The 15865-nt window shown below is 59.8% G+C and carries 17 protein-coding genes; 9 read left to right on the forward strand and 8 right to left on the reverse strand.

Translation table 11 applies throughout. From position 1 onward, the window contains the following. Positions 1-11: 11 nt before the first annotated feature. Complete coding sequence (locus SNL23_RS20305; RefSeq protein WP_076017244.1) at positions 12-554, reverse strand: chalcone isomerase family protein; 543 nt, start codon at positions 552-554, stop codon at positions 12-14. A 235-nt stretch (positions 555-789) separates the two neighbouring features. On the opposite strand from SNL23_RS20305, the gene sthA reads away from it, so the two are divergent. Then, positions 790-2184 (forward strand): Si-specific NAD(P)(+) transhydrogenase, encoded by a 1395-nt coding sequence (gene sthA / locus SNL23_RS20310; RefSeq protein ID WP_076017245.1) that lies wholly within the window; start codon positions 790-792, stop codon positions 2182-2184. 42 nt (positions 2185-2226) lie between these two features. Here sthA and SNL23_RS20315 read toward each other — a convergent pair whose 3' ends face one another. Next, positions 2227-2949, reverse strand: coding sequence for a glycerophosphodiester phosphodiesterase (locus SNL23_RS20315; RefSeq protein WP_003218946.1), 723 nt, complete (start codon positions 2947-2949; stop codon positions 2227-2229). Positions 2950-3015: 66 nt separating this feature from the next. Next, entirely contained in the window at positions 3016-3600 is a 585-nt protein-coding gene (locus tag SNL23_RS20320; protein ID WP_003218944.1) for a PilZ domain-containing protein, read from the reverse strand. Positions 3601-3694: 94 nt separating this feature from the next. Between SNL23_RS20320 and SNL23_RS20325 the strand changes: the two genes are divergently transcribed. From SNL23_RS20325 to SNL23_RS20335, 3 genes are read left to right on the forward strand one after another with little or no spacing between them, the layout of a single operon-like run. Next, the gene (locus tag SNL23_RS20325; RefSeq protein WP_076017246.1) at positions 3695-4945 is read left to right on the forward strand and encodes a lipoprotein-releasing ABC transporter permease subunit; all 1251 of its coding nucleotides are present in this window, start codon (positions 3695-3697) and stop codon (positions 4943-4945) included. Between the two features lie 7 nt (positions 4946-4952). Then, positions 4953-5636: a lipoprotein-releasing ABC transporter ATP-binding protein LolD gene (gene lolD, locus SNL23_RS20330; RefSeq protein ID WP_167662618.1), complete on the forward strand. Its 684-nt coding sequence runs from the start codon at positions 4953-4955 to the stop codon at positions 5634-5636. A 58-nt stretch (positions 5637-5694) separates the two neighbouring features. Then, positions 5695-6939 (forward strand): lipoprotein-releasing ABC transporter permease subunit, encoded by a 1245-nt coding sequence (locus tag SNL23_RS20335; protein WP_076017248.1) that lies wholly within the window; start codon positions 5695-5697, stop codon positions 6937-6939. 115 nt (positions 6940-7054) lie between these two features. Here the strand turns inward: SNL23_RS20335 and SNL23_RS20340 are convergent, their stop codons facing one another. After that, a complete protein-coding gene (locus tag SNL23_RS20340; protein WP_318303270.1) occupies positions 7055-8407 on the reverse strand; it encodes a heavy metal sensor histidine kinase in 1353 nt (450 codons plus the stop codon). Continuing rightward, positions 8407-9087 carry a heavy metal response regulator transcription factor gene (locus SNL23_RS20345; RefSeq protein ID WP_318303271.1) on the reverse strand — a complete coding sequence of 227 codons (681 nt, stop codon included), beginning with the start codon at positions 9085-9087 and terminating at the stop codon, positions 8407-8409. Before SNL23_RS20345 ends, SNL23_RS20340 begins: the two co-directional genes overlap by 1 nt. A gap of 156 nt (positions 9088-9243) precedes the next feature. Between SNL23_RS20345 and copI the strand changes: the two genes are divergently transcribed. Further along, positions 9244-9774 (forward strand): copper-resistant cuproprotein CopI, encoded by a 531-nt coding sequence (gene copI / locus SNL23_RS20350; protein WP_318303273.1) that lies wholly within the window; start codon positions 9244-9246, stop codon positions 9772-9774. A 57-nt stretch (positions 9775-9831) separates the two neighbouring features. Then, positions 9832-10662: an NADPH-dependent 7-cyano-7-deazaguanine reductase QueF gene (gene queF, locus SNL23_RS20355; protein WP_318303274.1), complete on the forward strand. Its 831-nt coding sequence runs from the start codon at positions 9832-9834 to the stop codon at positions 10660-10662. A gap of 126 nt (positions 10663-10788) precedes the next feature. Here the strand turns inward: queF and SNL23_RS20360 are convergent, their stop codons facing one another. Next, a complete protein-coding gene (locus tag SNL23_RS20360; RefSeq protein WP_076017253.1) occupies positions 10789-11055 on the reverse strand; it encodes a DUF4404 family protein in 267 nt (88 codons plus the stop codon). 110 nt (positions 11056-11165) lie between these two features. Continuing rightward, the gene (locus SNL23_RS20365; protein WP_318303275.1) at positions 11166-11777 is read right to left on the reverse strand and encodes an HAD family phosphatase; all 612 of its coding nucleotides are present in this window, start codon (positions 11775-11777) and stop codon (positions 11166-11168) included. A 196-nt stretch (positions 11778-11973) separates the two neighbouring features. Between SNL23_RS20365 and SNL23_RS20370 the strand changes: the two genes are divergently transcribed. From SNL23_RS20370 to rssC, 3 genes are all read left to right on the forward strand, one after another. After that, positions 11974-12663, forward strand: a complete 690-nt coding sequence (locus tag SNL23_RS20370) for an MlaA family lipoprotein (protein ID WP_167662614.1) — start codon at positions 11974-11976, stop codon at positions 12661-12663. 346 nt (positions 12664-13009) lie between these two features. Next, positions 13010-14191, forward strand: coding sequence for a two-component system response regulator RssB (gene rssB / locus SNL23_RS20375; protein ID WP_017477221.1), 1182 nt, complete (start codon positions 13010-13012; stop codon positions 14189-14191). After that, positions 14191-14673: an anti-sigma factor antagonist RssC gene (rssC, locus tag SNL23_RS20380; protein WP_003218919.1), complete on the forward strand. Its 483-nt coding sequence runs from the start codon at positions 14191-14193 to the stop codon at positions 14671-14673. The genes rssB and rssC overlap by 1 nt, the downstream gene beginning before the upstream one ends. 199 nt (positions 14674-14872) lie before the next feature. Here the strand turns inward: rssC and tal are convergent, their stop codons facing one another. Next, a complete protein-coding gene (tal, locus tag SNL23_RS20385; protein ID WP_318303276.1) occupies positions 14873-15799 on the reverse strand; it encodes a transaldolase in 927 nt (308 codons plus the stop codon). Between the last annotated feature and the right edge of the window lie 66 nt (positions 15800-15865).

Consider the following 15865-nt stretch of genomic DNA (forward strand, 5'->3'; position numbering starts at 1 on the left):
GGTTTTTGCGATCAGTTGAGGAGGGTGTTTCGCAGGCTGTCGGACAAGCCCTTTGGTGCCAGCCAGATTCCCAGATAAGCCTTGGCCAACTCGTCATTGCGACTGCTGAACACCACCGTGCCGTTGATTTCCAGGTTCAGGCCGCGTTGAGGCTGGAAGTCCAGCGCATAACGGTCACCGCTGCGGATGTTGCGAAAGCTTTTGTGCAATTGATCCAGTTCAGGTTTCAGGCGGGCGAGGGCGGCGGGTGTTTGCTGGCGTTCAAGGCTGGCGGTGGCGGCCTTGATGACATCGTTGCGGTCGATATCGCGGAAGTAATACAGCTCCAGGCGCAGGTCTTTTTGCTGGTCCAGGGCCTGTTTGGCGCTCAGGTCAGGTTGGGCGAACAGCGCTGCGGCATACACATCCGCCCACAAATAGGTCAGGACGGCCTGGTTTTTTAGAATCAGTTGACGGGAGTGCGCAGGAAAGTCGGCCTGTTTGAGGCGATCAGCCTCATTCGCCAGCGCCGGGATCGAAAACATCAGCAATAAACAAACAATCACATGTCGCATAATGGCCCGTCCTGAAAGGTGCTTGCCTACAGGTTAATTCAATAACGAACGCTGTGTAGTAAAGGCAAAACTGGCCTACGACGCGACCAAGGGTTAATGTGCGCGGCGTTGAGCCTTCTATAGACTGTGCCCCGGCTCACACACTTGAGCCACATTGATCCTTCATGACCGCTGGCCGCGGCATGATTTAGCCAGGCGCCCAACCGTGCGCCCTGGCCTGTTCTGAGGAGTACGCATGGCTGTCTACAACTACGACGTAGTGGTACTGGGTTCCGGCCCAGCTGGAGAAGGTGCGGCGATGAACGCCGCCAAAGCAGGGCGCAAGGTGGCGATGGTCGATAGCCGTCGCCAGGTCGGCGGTAACTGCACCCACCTGGGTACCATCCCGTCCAAGGCCTTGCGTCACTCGGTGCGCCAGATCATGCAGTTCAACACCAACCCGATGTTCCGGGCCATTGGTGAGCCGCGCTGGTTCTCGTTCCCGGACGTGCTCAAGAGCGCTGAAAAAGTCATTTCCAAGCAGGTTGCATCGCGTACCGGCTTCTATGCCCGTAACCGCGTCGACCTGTTCTTCGGCACCGGCAGCTTCGCCGACGAGCAAACCGTCGAAGTGGTCTGCGCCAACGGCGTGGTCGAGAAGCTGGTGGCCAAGCACATCATCATCGCCACCGGCTCGCGTCCGTATCGCCCGGCGGATATCGATTTCCACCACCCGCGTATCTACGATAGCGACACCATCCTCAGCCTGGGCCACACCCCGCGCAAACTGATCATCTATGGCGCCGGCGTGATCGGCTGTGAATACGCCTCGATCTTCAGCGGCCTGGGTGTATTGGTCGAGCTGGTGGATAACCGCGACCAGTTGCTGAGCTTCCTCGACTCGGAAATTTCCCAGGCGTTGAGTTACCACTTCAGCAACAACAACATCACTGTGCGCCACAACGAAGAGTACGAGCGGGTCGAAGGCCTGGACAACGGTGTGATCCTGCACCTGAAATCCGGCAAGAAGATCAAGGCCGACGCCTTGCTGTGGTGCAACGGCCGTACCGGCAACACCGACAAGCTGGGCATGGAAAACATCGGTGTGAAGGTCAACAGCCGTGGCCAGATCGAAGTCGACGAGAACTACCGCACCTGCGTGACCAACATCTACGGTGCCGGTGACGTGATCGGCTGGCCAAGCCTGGCGAGTGCCGCCCACGACCAGGGCCGCTCGGCCGCTGGCAGCATTGTTGACAACGGCAGCTGGCGCTACGTCAACGACGTGCCGACCGGGATCTACACGATTCCCGAGATCAGCTCCATCGGCAAGAACGAACACGAACTGACCAAGGCCAAGGTGCCTTACGAAGTCGGCAAGGCGTTCTTCAAGAGCATGGCGCGTGCGCAGATCGCCGGTGAGCCCCAGGGCATGCTGAAGATCCTGTTCCACCGCGAGACGCTCGAAGTGCTCGGCGTGCATTGCTTCGGCTATCAAGCGTCGGAGATCGTGCACATCGGCCAGGCGATCATGAACCAGCCGGGTGAGCAAAATACCCTCAAATATTTCGTCAACACCACGTTCAACTATCCGACCATGGCTGAAGCCTATCGGGTAGCGGCCTACGACGGCCTCAACCGGCTTTTTTGAGCGGCTCCGGCCGGTGGCCTGAGCCGGCCGGGGAGACCGATTTCAGTAATTCCCGAGGGTGGCAGTGGCCAAACCGGGAAAGTCTGTAATCAGGCTATCTACGCCGAAGTCGGCGAGCCTGCGCATCAGCGCGGGTTCGTTGACTGTCCATACGGACACGTGCAAACCCTGGCGCTGGGCTTTTTCCAGACGCTCAGGGGTGCACAACGTCCAGTTCAACGCCAGAATCTCACAGCCATAGTTGGCCGCGACCTTCAACGGGTCGAGCCAGGCGTATTCGGCTACCAGTCCTCGGGACAGGTCCGGAGTGAGGTCCAGCGCTGCTTTCAACACTTCTCGCGAGCTTGAGGTCACGGTGACCTTGTCCATCAGCCCGAAACGCTGCGCCATTTCACGGATCGCCAGCACGGTGGTTGCCGCGCGGGTGCGCGAGGCACTTTTGACTTCCAGTTGCCAGTGATCGAAGTCGCACTGTTCGAACAGCTCTTCCAGGCGTGGGATCGGGCAGGGATTGACCCAGCCCGGGCCGCCTTTGCGTGCGTCCATCTTGACCAGGTCGGCAGCCGAATACTCGACGACCTTGCCGCGCCGGTCGGTGGTGCGCTTGAGCGTCGGGTCGTGAATGACCATCAGCTCGCCGTCCATGGACAGGTGCAAATCCAGTTCGCAACGGCGCACGCCGTGCTTGAGGCATTCCTGGAAGCTGGTCAGGGTGTTTTCCGGTGCTTCGCCTTTGGCACCGCGGTGGCCATAAATCAGGGTCACAGTTGCTCCTTTACGCCAGGATTGCTGGCTGGATGGATGACGCTACGCGCCATTCAGTGTTCGTGTTCAGGTGTCGGATTCGTCGCTTTTTTCCCGCGCCAGGCGCCGTTCCTGGGCCTGTTTCTGCAGGATATAGCGCGCCAGCAACTGGCGTTGGGCATCGGTCATGGCTTCGAATTCCGTGCCGATTTCAAAACCGCCGGTCTTGGCGTCGCAATGGGTGACCTTGGCCCGCAGCAACAGGCCGAGGGCTTGTGGCATCAGCACCAGCTTGACCGCCAGGTGGCTGTCGGGCTGGATCGCCGTGGGGTTCAGAAACTCGATGCCGCCTTCGGAAATGACCACGGGCTGCGGCGTACCGATCTCGCCCAGCAGGCTTTGCGCCATGATCTGGCTGAGCAGATCCATGCGTTTGTTCTGCACTTTGAGGAAGGCGGCCAGGGTGCGGTCCCGCTCGCCGATCTGGCGCAGCAGGTGCTGGGATTCGAATTCACTCAGGTGCAACTCGCTGAGCAGATTGAACAGCGGCGAATCATCCAGCAACACTTCCTTGCTCAGCGCTTCCGGGCCCGACAGCGGGGTAATTTCCAGTGCGATCATGTCCTCGATACGGTAGTATTCGCGGCGATCTTCTTCATCTAATGTCGACATGGCGAACCCAAGGCAGCGGTGATGGTCTGAGTGTAAAGCTGCTTACCTGACCCCGCCACAAGGACGTCTTCTTTTCCTCCGAACAAGCCCCGACATGTTCAGACCTCTCTTCGTATTTATTGGCACGCGTTATACCCGTGCAAAACGTCGCAATCATTTTGTGTCGTTCATTTCCTTGACCTCGATGATCGGGCTCGCCCTTGGCGTTGTCGTGATGATCGTGGTGCTGTCGGTGATGAACGGCTTCGATCATGAGATGCGCACCCGCGTGCTGGGCATGGTGCCCCACGCGACCATCGAGTCGGGTGAGCCCATCAGCGACTGGCAAAGCCTGGCCGCCAAGGTCAAGCAGAACCCCAAAGTGCTGGCGGTTGCGCCCTTCACCCAGATGCAGGGCCTGTTGACCAACGACGGCAAGGTGCAGAAAGTCCTGCTCAATGCCATCGACCCGGCGCAGGAACGCAACGTCTCGATCATCGATAACTTCATGCAACAGGGCAAACTGGACGACTTGTCGCCCGGCAGCTTTGGCATCGCTATCGGCGACAAGGCCGCGGCCAAGCTCGGCGTGGGCATCGGCGACAAGCTGACCTTTGTCGCGCCGGAAGTCACCGTGACTCCGGCCGGCATGTTCCCGCGTATGAAGCGCTTCACCGTGGTCGGCATCTTCCATGTCGGCGCCGGTGAAATCGACGGCTACCTGGGCCTCACCAACCTGACCGACCTGGCCCGCCTGCATCGCTGGAAGCCGGATCAAGTACAGGGCCTGCGCCTCAAGTTCAACGACCTGTTCGACGCACCGCGTACCTCGTGGGAAATCGCCCAGCACCTGGGCGAAAACCAGTACTACGCCCGCGACTGGACCCGAACCCACGGCAACCTGTACCAGGCCATCCGCATGGAAAAAGCCATGATCGGCCTGCTGTTGCTGCTGATCGTCGCCGTCGCCGCCTTCAATATCATTTCCACGCTGGTGATGGTGGTGAATGACAAGAAGGGCGATATCGCCATCCTGCGCACCCTTGGCGCCACGCCGGGGCAAATCATGGCGATCTTCATGGTCCAGGGCACGGTGATCGGCGTAGTCGGCACCTTGATTGGCACCGTGGTGGGGATTCTCGCCGCGTTGAACGTGAGTGCCGCCATCGCCGGGCTGGAAGTGTTGATCGGCCACAAATTCTTGAACTCCGACGTCTACTTCATTGACTACTTGCCGTCCCAGGTGCAGAGCCAGGACGTGTTGATGGTTGGCGCTTGCGCGTTGGTCCTGAGTTTCCTTGCCACCCTGTATCCAGCCTGGCGCGCGGCACGTACCCAGCCGGCGCAGGCTTTACGTTATGAGTGAATCGGGCATGATTGAAAAAGCAATCCTGAGCTGCCGCAACCTGGGCAAATCCTACGAGGAAGGCCCGGAATCCGTGGTGGTGCTGTCCAACCTGCAGCTGGAACTGCATCCGGGCGAGCGCGTGGCGATCGTTGGCAGTTCCGGTTCCGGCAAAAGTACCTTGTTGAACCTGTTGGGCGGCCTTGATACGCCGTCCCAGGGCAGTGTCTGGCTGGCTGGCGAAGAACTGTCGGCCCTGGGCGAGAAGGCCCGTGGCCAGTTGCGCAACCGTTCGCTGGGTTTTGTGTACCAGTTCCACCACTTGCTGCCTGAGTTCACCGCCCTGGAAAACGTCTGCATGCCGCTGTTGATCGGCAAGACCGCGATTCCCGAGGCGCGCCAGCGTGCCAAGGCGTTGCTGGAGCGGGTCGGCCTGGGCCATCGCCTGGAGCACAAACCGGCTGAATTGTCCGGCGGCGAGCGCCAGCGTGTGGCGATTGCCCGTGCCCTGGTCAACAACCCGGGCCTGGTAATGCTCGACGAGCCCACCGGTAACCTCGACGCCCACACCGCCCAGGGCATCAAGGACTTGATGCTGGAACTGAGCACCCAGATGCGCACCGCGTTCCTGGTGGTGACCCATGACATGAGCATGGCCCGTCAGATGGACCGTGTGCTGCACCTGCAGGAAGGTCATCTGGTCGCCATCTGACCTGTTTCAAGCCCGGCGCCCGGCGCCGGGTTTTCTATTTTTTCAACGGTGCCCGCGAATGTTCAGACCGTTATCGATTTTCATCGGCACGCGCTATACCCGCGCCAAGCGCCGCAACCGTTTTGTTTCGTTTATCTCGATGACCTCGATGATCGGCCTCGCCCTGGGCGTGCTGGCGATGATTGTGGTGTTGTCGGTAATGAACGGCTTCCAGCGGGAAATGAGCTCACGCATCCTTGGCATGGTGCCCCACGCGACCATCGTTGGTGTGAAGCCGATCAGCGACTGGCAGCCGGTGGCCGCCGCTGCAATGAAGAACCCTGAAGTGACCGCCGCCGTGCCGTTCACCGAGATGGACGGCATGCTCTCCTACAAGGGCGCGATGCAGCCGATCCAGATCAGCGGTGTGGACCCTGCCCAGGAAGGCAAGGTGTCGATTGTTGCCCAGCATATCGTCCAGGGCCATCTGGAAGACCTGAAGCCGGGCGAGTTTGGCGTGGTGATCGGTGAGATCACCGCCCGGCGTTTCCGCCTGAACGTTGGCGACAAGCTGACCCTGATCGTGCCGGAAATCAGCAGCGCGCCCGGTGGCATCACCCCGCGCATGCAGCGTTTGAACGTGGTCGGCGTATTCAAGGTGGGGGCTGAGCTGGACGGCTCCATGGCCTTGATCCACATGGCCGACGCCGCCGAGATACAGCATTGGGAGCCGAACCAGGTGCAAAGCGTGCGCCTGGCGGTGAAAGATTTGTATGCCGCACCCAAGGTCTCGGCGGATATCGCCGCCAGCCTCGGCGCCGACTACAAGGCCGATGACTGGACCCACACCCAGGGCAGCCTGTTCAGCGCGATGAAGATGGAAAAGACCATGATTGGCCTGCTCCTGCTGATGATCGTCGCGGTGGCAGCGTTCAACATCATCGCGACCTTGATCATGGTGGTGAACGACAAGGGCGCCGACATTGCGATCCTGCGCACCATCGGCGCCACGCCACGGCAGATCATGGCGATCTTCATGGTGCAGGGCACGGTGATCGGGATCGTCGGTACCTTGATCGGCGGCATTCTCGGTGTAATTGCGGCGCTGAACGTCAGTGAACTGGTGGGGTGGCTGGAGCGGGTGACCGGGCAGCATATCTTCAGTTCGGACGTGTATTTCGTCAGCAACCTGCCTTCGGAGTTGCAGGGCGGGGATGTGTTGCTGATTTGCTCGGCAGGGTTTGTGTTGAGCTTTTTGGCGACGATCTATCCGGCGTATCGGGCTGCGAAGATTGAGCCGGCGCATGCCCTCAGGTATTCGTAATTCTTAAGACCGCCTTCGCGAGCAAGCCCTACACATTTCGATCGCGTTCTTCCTGAATGCACTCGGTCAAAATGTGGGAGCGGGCTTGCTCGCGAAAGGGCCGGTACAGCTTGCATCAATGCCTTTGCGGCAACACCATCACAAACCGCGTCCAGCCCGCCCCCGACTCACAGAAAATCCGCCCTCCATGGGCTCGCACAATCGACTGGGTAATCGCCAACCCCAGCCCCGCATGCTCGCTGCTCCCTTCGTGACGCGCCGGATCTGCCCGGTAAAACCGGTCAAACAACCTTGGCAACAACGCCTCTGGAATACCTTCCCCGGTGTTTTCCACGCCCAACGTTACGCCTTGCATACCTTCGACAATCCGCACACTGACATCGCCACCCGGTGGGGTGAACCGCAGCGCGTTATCCAGCAGATTGGAAATCGCCCGGCGCAACATGCTGCGGTCACCTGAAGTGTTGGCACCCCCTTCCCGAACCAACCGCACCTGAAGGTCTTCCGCCAACGGCGCAAAAAACTCCAGCAATGCATCCACTTCGACTGCCAGCACCAGGGTTTCGCGCTTGGGCGCCAGCAGCCCATGGTCCGACTTGGCCAGGTACAACATGTCATTGACCAACTGTGCCATCCATTGCAGTTCCTCGAGGTTGCTGTGCAGGGCCTCGCGGTAGTCTTCCAGCGCCCGTGGCTGCGTGAGGATGACCTGGGTCTGTGTCAGTAAATTCGACAGTGGCGTGCGCAGTTCATGGGCGATGTCGGCAGAGAACGCCGAAAGGCGCTGAAAGGCATCGTCCAGGCGCCCGAGCATTGCGTTGAAGGACTGGGCCAGTTCCGCCAGCTCGACCGGCATTTGTTCCTGGGGCAGGCGCTGGGTCAGGGACTGGGCGGATACGCTACCGGCCACTTCGCTCATGCGCCGCAGTGGTCGCAACCCGCTGCGGGCGGCCCAGGCACCGAGCAGGGCAGTGGCCAGGGCGGAAAGTCCGACGGTCAACCAGATCAGATGCTGCATGCGTTGCAGGAAGTGTTGATGGTGGGTGATGTCGAGCATCAGTGTCAGTCGTGGAGAGTCCGCGTTACCAGGCACCAGCGGCACGTTGTATACGCGGTAATCGGTCCCGCCGTTCTCCATGCTGTGCAGGCCAGGCGCCTGGGGCAGGCTGATGCCGGGGGCACCGTCGAACCAGTGCTCATCGTCAGCGGTAATGCGCAGGGCCAGGTCGGGCTGGCGATTGAGCTCCTCCCGCAGCTTTGTTTCTCGTAAGGCAAATCGTTCGGGCGTGTCGGCACCTTGCAATGTGCTGCGCAGCGCTATCAGCTTGCCGTCGAGCAACTGCTGGTCCAGCTCGATAAAGTGCGCCTCGCTGGCATGGTTGAACAGCACGCCGGCCAACAGCGAGACCACGGCGGTACAACCGGCAAACAGCAGTGCCAGGCGGCTGGCCAGGGAAATCCGTTTCATCAACTGAATCGCTCCTCAAGCACATAGCCCATGCCGCGCACGGTATGGATCAACTTGTTGGGAAAGTTATCGTCGACCTTCAGGCGCAGGCGGCGGATCGCGACTTCGATGATGTTGGTGTCGCTGTCGAAGTTCATGTCCCACACCTGGGAGGCAATCAGCGACTTGGGCAATACTTCGCCCTGACGTCGCAGCAACAGTTCCAGCAGGGAAAACTCCTTGGCGGTGAGATCGATGCGCTGGCCTTCGCGTTCTACCCGGCGGCGGATCAGGTCCATGCGCAGGTCGGCCAGTTGCAGGCTGGTTTCCTGGGGCGGGCTGCTGCCACGGCGCAACAGGCTGCGTACCCTGGCCAGCAGTTCGGAAAAGGCAAAGGGCTTGACCAGATAGTCGTCGGCGCCCAGTTCCAGGCCATGCACCCGGTCTTCCACTGCGTCCCGGGCGGTGAGGAACAGCACCGGCATGTCGAGCCCGGCGTTGCGTACGGCCTGGAGGATCTGCCAGCCATCGCGACCCGGCAGCATCACATCGAGGATCAACAGGTCGTAGTGACCGGTCAGCGCCAGGTGCTGGCCGGTGGTGCCGTCGGCCACCAGTTCGGTGTTGAACCCGGCCTCGGCCAGGCCCTGGCGCAGGTAGTGACCGGTTTTCGGTTGGTCTTCGACGATCAGCAGTTTCATGGGCGGCTCATGGCTTTACGTAAACACAGACTTTATACAGCGCAGGTCCTGAGGCAGGCTCAAGCTGACAAAGTTGTAATCTGGCCGTCAGCTGGCTGGCAGCGGCGCGTTCGTAAAGTGTCCCACAGACTGATTCCGAACCTTTGGAGTGTGACCATGTTTTTGCATAAATCCTGGCTGTTGGCGGGCTGCCTGATGGCGCTGAGTCTTCCGGTGCTGGCTTCCCCGGCTGACACCTTCGCCTTCGGTGAGGCTGCGCCCGCCGCCAAGGCCACGCGCACCGTGGAAGTGGTGCTGCAGGACATTTCCTTTTCGCCCAAGGCCATCGATGTAAAAGCCGGTGAGACCGTGCGCTTTGTGCTGGTCAACAAAGGCCAGTTGCTCCACGAGTTCAATCTTGGCGACGCTGCGATGCACGCCGCGCATCAGCAAGAAATGCTCAAGATGCAGGCCAGCGGCATGCTGACGGCTACCGGCATGAAAATGGGCGATATAGACCACAGTGCGATGGGCCACGGCGACATGGGCGGCATGAAACATGACGATCCCAACAGCGTGCTGGTAGAGCCCGGCAAGACGGCCGAACTGACCTGGACCTTCACCCAAGCCACCGGCCTGGAGTTTGCCTGCAACATCCCCGGCCACTACCAGGCGGGCATGGTCGGCAAGCTGACAGTCAGCCAGTAAGCAACTGGGGTGCAAAGGCGGGTAGAATAGCCGCGTTTATTTAGCCAGGTTTCCGCCATGCATCCCGCAGCCGAACATTCGCCGCTGGGCAAGTCCAGTGAATACATCTCCACCTACACCCCGTCGTTGCTGTTCCCGATTCCCCGCGCTGCCAAGTGGGCCGAGCTGGGCCTGAGCGCCGAGACCCTGCCGTATAAAGGCGTGGACTTCTGGAACTGCTTCGAACTGTCCTGGCTGCTGCCGTCCGGCAAGCCCGTGGTGGCCATCGGTGAATTCAGTATCCCGGCCGACTCGCCGAACATCATCGAATCGAAGTCGTTCAAGCTGTACCTCAATTCGCTGAACCAGACCGAGTTTGCCGATGTGCAAAGCCTTGAGGCCACCTTGCGTACCGACCTGAGTGCCGCTGCCGGCAAGCCGGTTGGCGTGCGCATCCGCAGCCTGGGCGAGGTTGAAGCCGAAGGCGTGGTCGCGTTGCCAGGTGTGTGCATTGATGACCTGGACATTACCGTCAGCAACTACGAGCACCCGCGTCCCGAGCTGCTGCGTTGCGACGATTCGCGCGTGGTGGAGGAGAGCGTTCACAGCCATCTGCTCAAATCCAACTGCCCGGTGACCAGCCAGCCTGACTGGGGCAGTGTGGCGGTGGAGTACCGCGGCGCGGCGCTGGATCACGCCAGCCTGCTGGAGTACCTGGTGAGCTTCCGTCAGCACTCGGACTTCCATGAACAGTGCGTGGAGCGAATCTTTCTCGACCTGCAACGCTTGCTCAAGCCGGAAAAACTGACGGTGTATGCGCGGTATGTGCGTCGCGGCGGGCTGGATATCAACCCGTATCGCAGTACTGAAGATCTGCAGTTCCAGAACCTGCGCCTGGCTCGTCAGTAGCCTTCACACAAAATAAATGTGGGAGCGGGCTTGCTCGCGAAAGCGGTGTATCAGCCAGCCTATGTATCAGCTGACGGACCGCATTCGCGAGCAAGCCCGCTCCCACATTTGATAGGCGTCCGGCTATTAAATCCCGATGTTACCCAGGGTCACCACAATATTGCGCAAGGTCCCGGCAATGCCCGGGTGGTCCAGTTCGAAGCGTTCTACCGCCAGGTTCACACCATCTGCGATGCTTGGATCCTGAATGGCGCCTTCCAGTGGCTCCTGAACTTCGAGTTCAGCAATCAATGTTTGCAGCTCTTCGCGCTTTTCCAGGGGCATTTCTGGATTCTGATCCAATTGCTCGCGCAAAGTTTTGACCTGTTCTTGCAGTTGTTCGCGGGCAGGCATGGCGTTCTTCCTTTTATCGATAGGCACTGGCATAGACCGCGGCACGCCGTGAAAGGTCTACGGGCTGACCTTTAGATTAATCCACTGGCGCCGACTGTGCATGATCTCGATCAGGGCTTCTCGCCTTTGAGCTGGCGCAGGCTGATGTCGGCCAGGCAGGTGTGCAGCTCGCCAAGGTGGTCAATGACCGAATGCACGCCCAGGCCATAGAGCGCGACAGTGGCTTTGGCGCGCTTATGCTCGCGTTCCTTCTCGGTAAGTGCTTGCCATTGCTCCGGGGAAAGCCCGCACAGTGAGCCGCAGGACGCCAGGCCGATGGTCCACAGGCCGGCGTTGAGCCCCGATTGCAGCAGGCGCGGTTCGCCACTGACCAGGACGCAGCCTTCCAGGCGTTCAATATTCAGCTCCATCAAGGCCTGCCAGCACGCATGGGGCGCGGGCCAGCGGGTGGAGGAGGGTTTGGCGGCCTTGATCCAGCGTGGCAGCCCTGCAGCCAGAGGTGTGGAAACCGAAAGAGGTAGCTCGTCCAGCCATGCGCAGGGGATGCGCTGTTCTTCGAGGCTGCGCAGAATCTTCAGGGCGCCGACAGTGGCATGCGGATCGCTTGAAGGTGTGGAGTCGGCACGGGCCTGGGAACCAAAATCCACCAGGCAGCCACTCAGCCCGAACAGTACGGCCGTCAAGGACGGGGCGCTGGCAGTAACAATTTCGGCGTGTGGCATTTCGACGTCCCTGAAATAGCAGTGACGCTATCGAACGCGGATGACAAGCAAGTTACATCTGCGGCATTTGTAGGATTTTTGTGCATTTACTCGAATGACATTTCTGCAAGGCTGCCTAATCTGACACTTCCGTCATATACTGACGGCCTCATTCAGGGCATAGCGCCCATGACAGACCATTCAAGGAGTTCAAGCTATGCGCTGGAGCCAATGTCTAGCTCAGCTGTCCGTATGTGCCAGTATTTTGCTGGTTCCTTTCGTGGCCCAGGCGGCCTCGGAAGATGATCCATGGGAAAGCGTCAACCGCCCGATCTTCACCTTCAACGACACCGTTGACACCTACGCCCTCAAGCCTTTGGCCCAAGGCTATCAGTTCGTGACCCCGCAATTCGTGCAGGACGGCGTGCACAACTTCTTCCGCAACATCGGCGACGTCGGCAACTTTGCCAACGACGTGTTGCAACTCAAGCCGCACGCGGCTGGCGTCGACACGGCTCGCCTGCTGATGAACACCACGTTCGGCGTGCTGGGTTTCATTGATGTCGGCACCAAAATGGGGCTGCAACGCAACGATGAAGACTTCGGCCAGACCCTCGGTCACTGGGGCGTCGACAGCGGTCCTTACGTGATGCTGCCACTGCTGGGCCCAAGCACCCTGCGTGACGCGCCGTCCAAATATGTGGACAGCTACACCCAGCCATACCGCTACATGAACGATATCGGCTGGCGCAACAGCACCTTCGGCCTGAATATCGTCGACACGCGTGCCAGCCTGCTGTCCTCCGAGAAGCTGATCAGCGGCGATAAATACACCTTCATCCGCAACGCTTACCTGCAGAACCGCGAGTTCAAGGTCAAGGATGGCAAGGTTGTAGACGATTTTTAAGCTTCAGGCTTGAATCAGGAAGGCGGCCCTCGGGTCGCCTTTTTTGTGGGCGGCATTCGAGGTTTATCCGTGGGTTACGTGCTTACTTTAAGTCGCGGTTTTATGCGTTCTTATAACTACCGGTGATTTGCGATGTAAAGACGCCCGGCGACCATCGCCGTGAGCTTGAAACCCCTGGCGGATGGGAGTACCGTCTGCGCCTTAGAAGGGCACCTCTGCTTTACCTTTGTGCATGGGCAATATCCCGGCACTTTGTAGGACAGAGAGGCTAGAAAGCGAATCCAGTAGTACGCCCGGCCATTGTCGAGCTGCCTACGCCAACCTAATTCTGGCGCCGTTTGCCCACATGCAGAAAACCAGTGCCACGCTGCTGATAATCGATGACGACGAAGTAGTGCGCGCGAGTCTCGCGGCCTATTTGGAAGACAGTGGCTTCAGCGTCCTGCAGGCCAGCAACGGCCTCCAGGGTCTCCAGGTATTCGAGCGCGACAAGCCCGACCTTGTGATCTGCGACCTGCGCATGCCCCAGGTGGGCGGCCTCGAGCTGATCCGCCAGGTGACTGACCTTTCCCCGCAGACGCCGGTGATTGTCGTGTCCGGTGCCGGTGTGATGAATGATGCCGTCGAGGCCTTGCGCCTGGGCGCCGCCGACTACCTGATCAAGCCCCTGGAAGATTTGGCCGTACTGGAGCACTCGGTACGCCGTGCCCTGGATCGTGCACGCTTGCTGCTGGAAAACCAGCGTTACCGTGAAAAGCTCGAAACCGCCAACCGCGAACTCGAAGCCAGCCTGAACCTGCTCCAGGAAGACCAGAACGCCGGTCGCCAAGTGCAGATGAACATGCTGCCGGTGAGCCCGTGGAGCATCGACGAGTTCAAGTTTGCCCACCAGATCATCCCGTCGCTGTACCTGTCGGGTGATTTTGTCGATTACTTCCGCGTTGATGAGCGGCGAGTCGCGTTCTACCTGGCCGACGTTTCCGGCCACGGCGCCTCCTCGGCATTCGTGACCGTGTTGTTGAAGTTCATGACCACACGGCTGTTATTCGAATCCAAGCGCAATGGCACCTTGCCGGAGTTCACCCCTTCGCAAGTGCTGGGCCACATCAACCGGGGCCTGATCAGCTGTAAGCTGGGCAAGCACGTGACGATGGTCGGCGGCGTGATTGATGAAGAAACAGGTCTTTTGACCTACAGCATTGGCGGTCACCTGCCATTGCCGGTTTTATACACTCCAGACAGTGTGCGCTACCTGGAAGGGCGTGGTTTGCCAGTGGGCTTGTTCAATGAAGCCACCTACGAAGACCACATCCTGGAATTGCCGCCGACTTTCAGCTTAACGCTGATGTCCGACGGTATCCTGGACCTTTTGCCAGAGCCTACACTCAAAGAGAAAGAAGCCGCCTTACCCCAACGGGTCAGGTCGGCGGGCGGCAGCCTGGATGGCCTGCGGCAGGTTTTTGGATTGGCCACGCTAGGGGAGATGCCGGATGATATCGCCCTATTGGTGTTGAGCAGGAATCTTTGATGAGTACCGGAAGAATCCAATTCGCCGAGCAAGACGGGACGTTTGTCCTGAAGTTTGTCGGTGAAGTGCGCCTGACCTTGTGTTCGGCGCTGGATGCGACGATTGAGCGGATCTTCACAGCCTTGAATTTCTCGGCGATCGTGATCGATCTGACCGAAACCCGCAGCATCGATAGCACCACCCTTGGGCTGTTGGCCAAGTTGTCCATTCTGTCTCGGCAGAAGGTCGGACTGCTGCCGACTGTCGTCACCACCCACGAAGACATCACCCGTCTGTTGCAGTCCATGGGCTTCGATCAAGTGTTCAACATCGTTGACCGCCCGATCCCGTGCCCGGAATGCCTGACCGACCTGCCATCCCAGGACCAGTCCGAGGAAGTGGTACGGGTCAAGGTGCTGGAAGCCCACAAGATCCTGATGGGCTTGAACGACTCCAACCGCGAGGCGTTCCACGACCTGGTGAATGCGCTGGAGCGGCACTAATTCCCAGCTGAAACACTGTCAAAGTGTGGGAGGGGGCGTGCTCCCGAAAGCGGCGGGTCAGTAGTGAATGTAGCGACTGACGCCCTGTATTCGGGAGCAAGCCCCCTCCCACATTTTTAACTGAGTTCGGCTCGAAATCGGCTAATACAAAAAAAGGGCGGCACCCTCACAGGTGCCGCCCTTTTTGCCGTCGCTCGTTTTAGAGCTTGGCGCTCAACAGCGCTTCGAGTTTTTCCTGGTCGCGGGCGAACTGACGAATGCCCTCGGCCAGCTTCTCGGTGGCCATCGCGTCTTCGTTGGATTCCCAACGGAACTGCGCCTCGGTCAGGTGCACACGCGCCTCACCGGCATGGCCTGGCGCCAACTTGCGCTCCAGCTTGCCATTGTCGGCAGCCAGTTTTTCCAGCAAGTCCGGGCTGATGGTCAGGCGGTCGCAACCGGCCAACTCTTCGATCTGGCTCAGGTTACGGAAGCTCGCACCCATTACCACGGTCTTGTAGCCATTGGCCTTGTAGTAGTTGTAGATGCGCGTCACCGACTGCACGCCCGGATCCTCGGAACCGGTGTAGTCGTTGCCGTTGGCCTTCTTGTACCAGTCGTAGATACGGCCCACGAACGGCGAAATCAGGAACACGCCGGCTTCAGCGCAAGCCACGGCCTGTGCGAAGGAGAACAGCAGCGTCAGGTTGGTCTGGATGCCTTCCTTTTCCAGCTGCTCGGCGGCGCGGATGCCTTCCCAGGTGGAAGCGATCTTGATCAGCACGCGGTCGCGGCCAACGCCGGCCTTGTCGTACAGGTCGATCAGACGATGCGCGCGCTTGAGTACGGCGTCAGTGTCGAACGACAGGCGGGCATCCACCTCGGTGGAAATACGGCCGGGCACCACTTTGAGGATTTCCTGCCCGACGGCTACCGCAAAACGGTCGCTCGCCAGGCCTACGTCGCCATTGCAGTCGGCAACGCACTCGTCCAGCAGCTTGGCATAGCCTGGGATCGACGCGGCCTTGAGCAGCAGGGAAGGGTTGGTCGTGGCATCTTGCGGCTTGAGCTTGGCGAGGGTAGAAAAATCGCCGGTATCGGCTACTACGGTGGTGAATTGCTTGAGTTGTTCCAGCTTGGAAGTCATGGGCGTGCTCTGTCCTGTGGGTCTGATGACATTACCCGAGCGCTGACAGCCGCTCAAGGGCGCAAA

Origin of the sequence: Pseudomonas sp. SED1, assembly GCF_034044025.1 — a bacterium.
In the GTDB taxonomy this organism is placed as follows: Bacteria; Pseudomonadota; Gammaproteobacteria; order Pseudomonadales; family Pseudomonadaceae; genus Aquipseudomonas.

Bases quoted from the DNA above. Each gene is read 5' to 3' on its own strand.
- SNL23_RS20360 (WP_076017253.1), bottom strand. From the start codon at position 11,055: ATGCCTGCCCGCGAACAACTGCAAGAACAGGTCAAAACTTTGCGCGAG.
- rssC (WP_003218919.1), top strand. From the start codon at position 14,191: ATGAGTACCGGAAGAATCCAATTCGCCGAGCAAGACGGGACGTTTGTC.
- SNL23_RS20320 (WP_003218944.1), bottom strand. From the start codon at position 3,600: ATGTCGACATTAGATGAAGAAGATCGCCGCGAATACTACCGTATCGAG.
- queF (WP_318303274.1), top strand. From the start codon at position 9,832: ATGCATCCCGCAGCCGAACATTCGCCGCTGGGCAAGTCCAGTGAATAC.
- SNL23_RS20325 (WP_076017246.1), top strand. From the start codon at position 3,695: ATGTTCAGACCTCTCTTCGTATTTATTGGCACGCGTTATACCCGTGCA.
- SNL23_RS20365 (WP_318303275.1), bottom strand. From the start codon at position 11,777: ATGCCACACGCCGAAATTGTTACTGCCAGCGCCCCGTCCTTGACGGCC.
- SNL23_RS20305 (WP_076017244.1), bottom strand. From the start codon at position 554: ATGCGACATGTGATTGTTTGTTTATTGCTGATGTTTTCGATCCCGGCG.
- SNL23_RS20340 (WP_318303270.1), bottom strand. From the start codon at position 8,407: ATGAAACGGATTTCCCTGGCCAGCCGCCTGGCACTGCTGTTTGCCGGT.
- rssB (WP_017477221.1), top strand. From the start codon at position 13,010: ATGCAGAAAACCAGTGCCACGCTGCTGATAATCGATGACGACGAAGTA.
- SNL23_RS20345 (WP_318303271.1), bottom strand. From the start codon at position 9,087: ATGAAACTGCTGATCGTCGAAGACCAACCGAAAACCGGTCACTACCTG.
- lolD (WP_167662618.1), top strand. From the start codon at position 4,953: ATGATTGAAAAAGCAATCCTGAGCTGCCGCAACCTGGGCAAATCCTAC.
- sthA (WP_076017245.1), top strand. From the start codon at position 790: ATGGCTGTCTACAACTACGACGTAGTGGTACTGGGTTCCGGCCCAGCT.
- SNL23_RS20370 (WP_167662614.1), top strand. From the start codon at position 11,974: ATGCGCTGGAGCCAATGTCTAGCTCAGCTGTCCGTATGTGCCAGTATT.
- copI (WP_318303273.1), top strand. From the start codon at position 9,244: ATGTTTTTGCATAAATCCTGGCTGTTGGCGGGCTGCCTGATGGCGCTG.
- SNL23_RS20335 (WP_076017248.1), top strand. From the start codon at position 5,695: ATGTTCAGACCGTTATCGATTTTCATCGGCACGCGCTATACCCGCGCC.
- tal (WP_318303276.1), bottom strand. From the start codon at position 15,799: ATGACTTCCAAGCTGGAACAACTCAAGCAATTCACCACCGTAGTAGCC.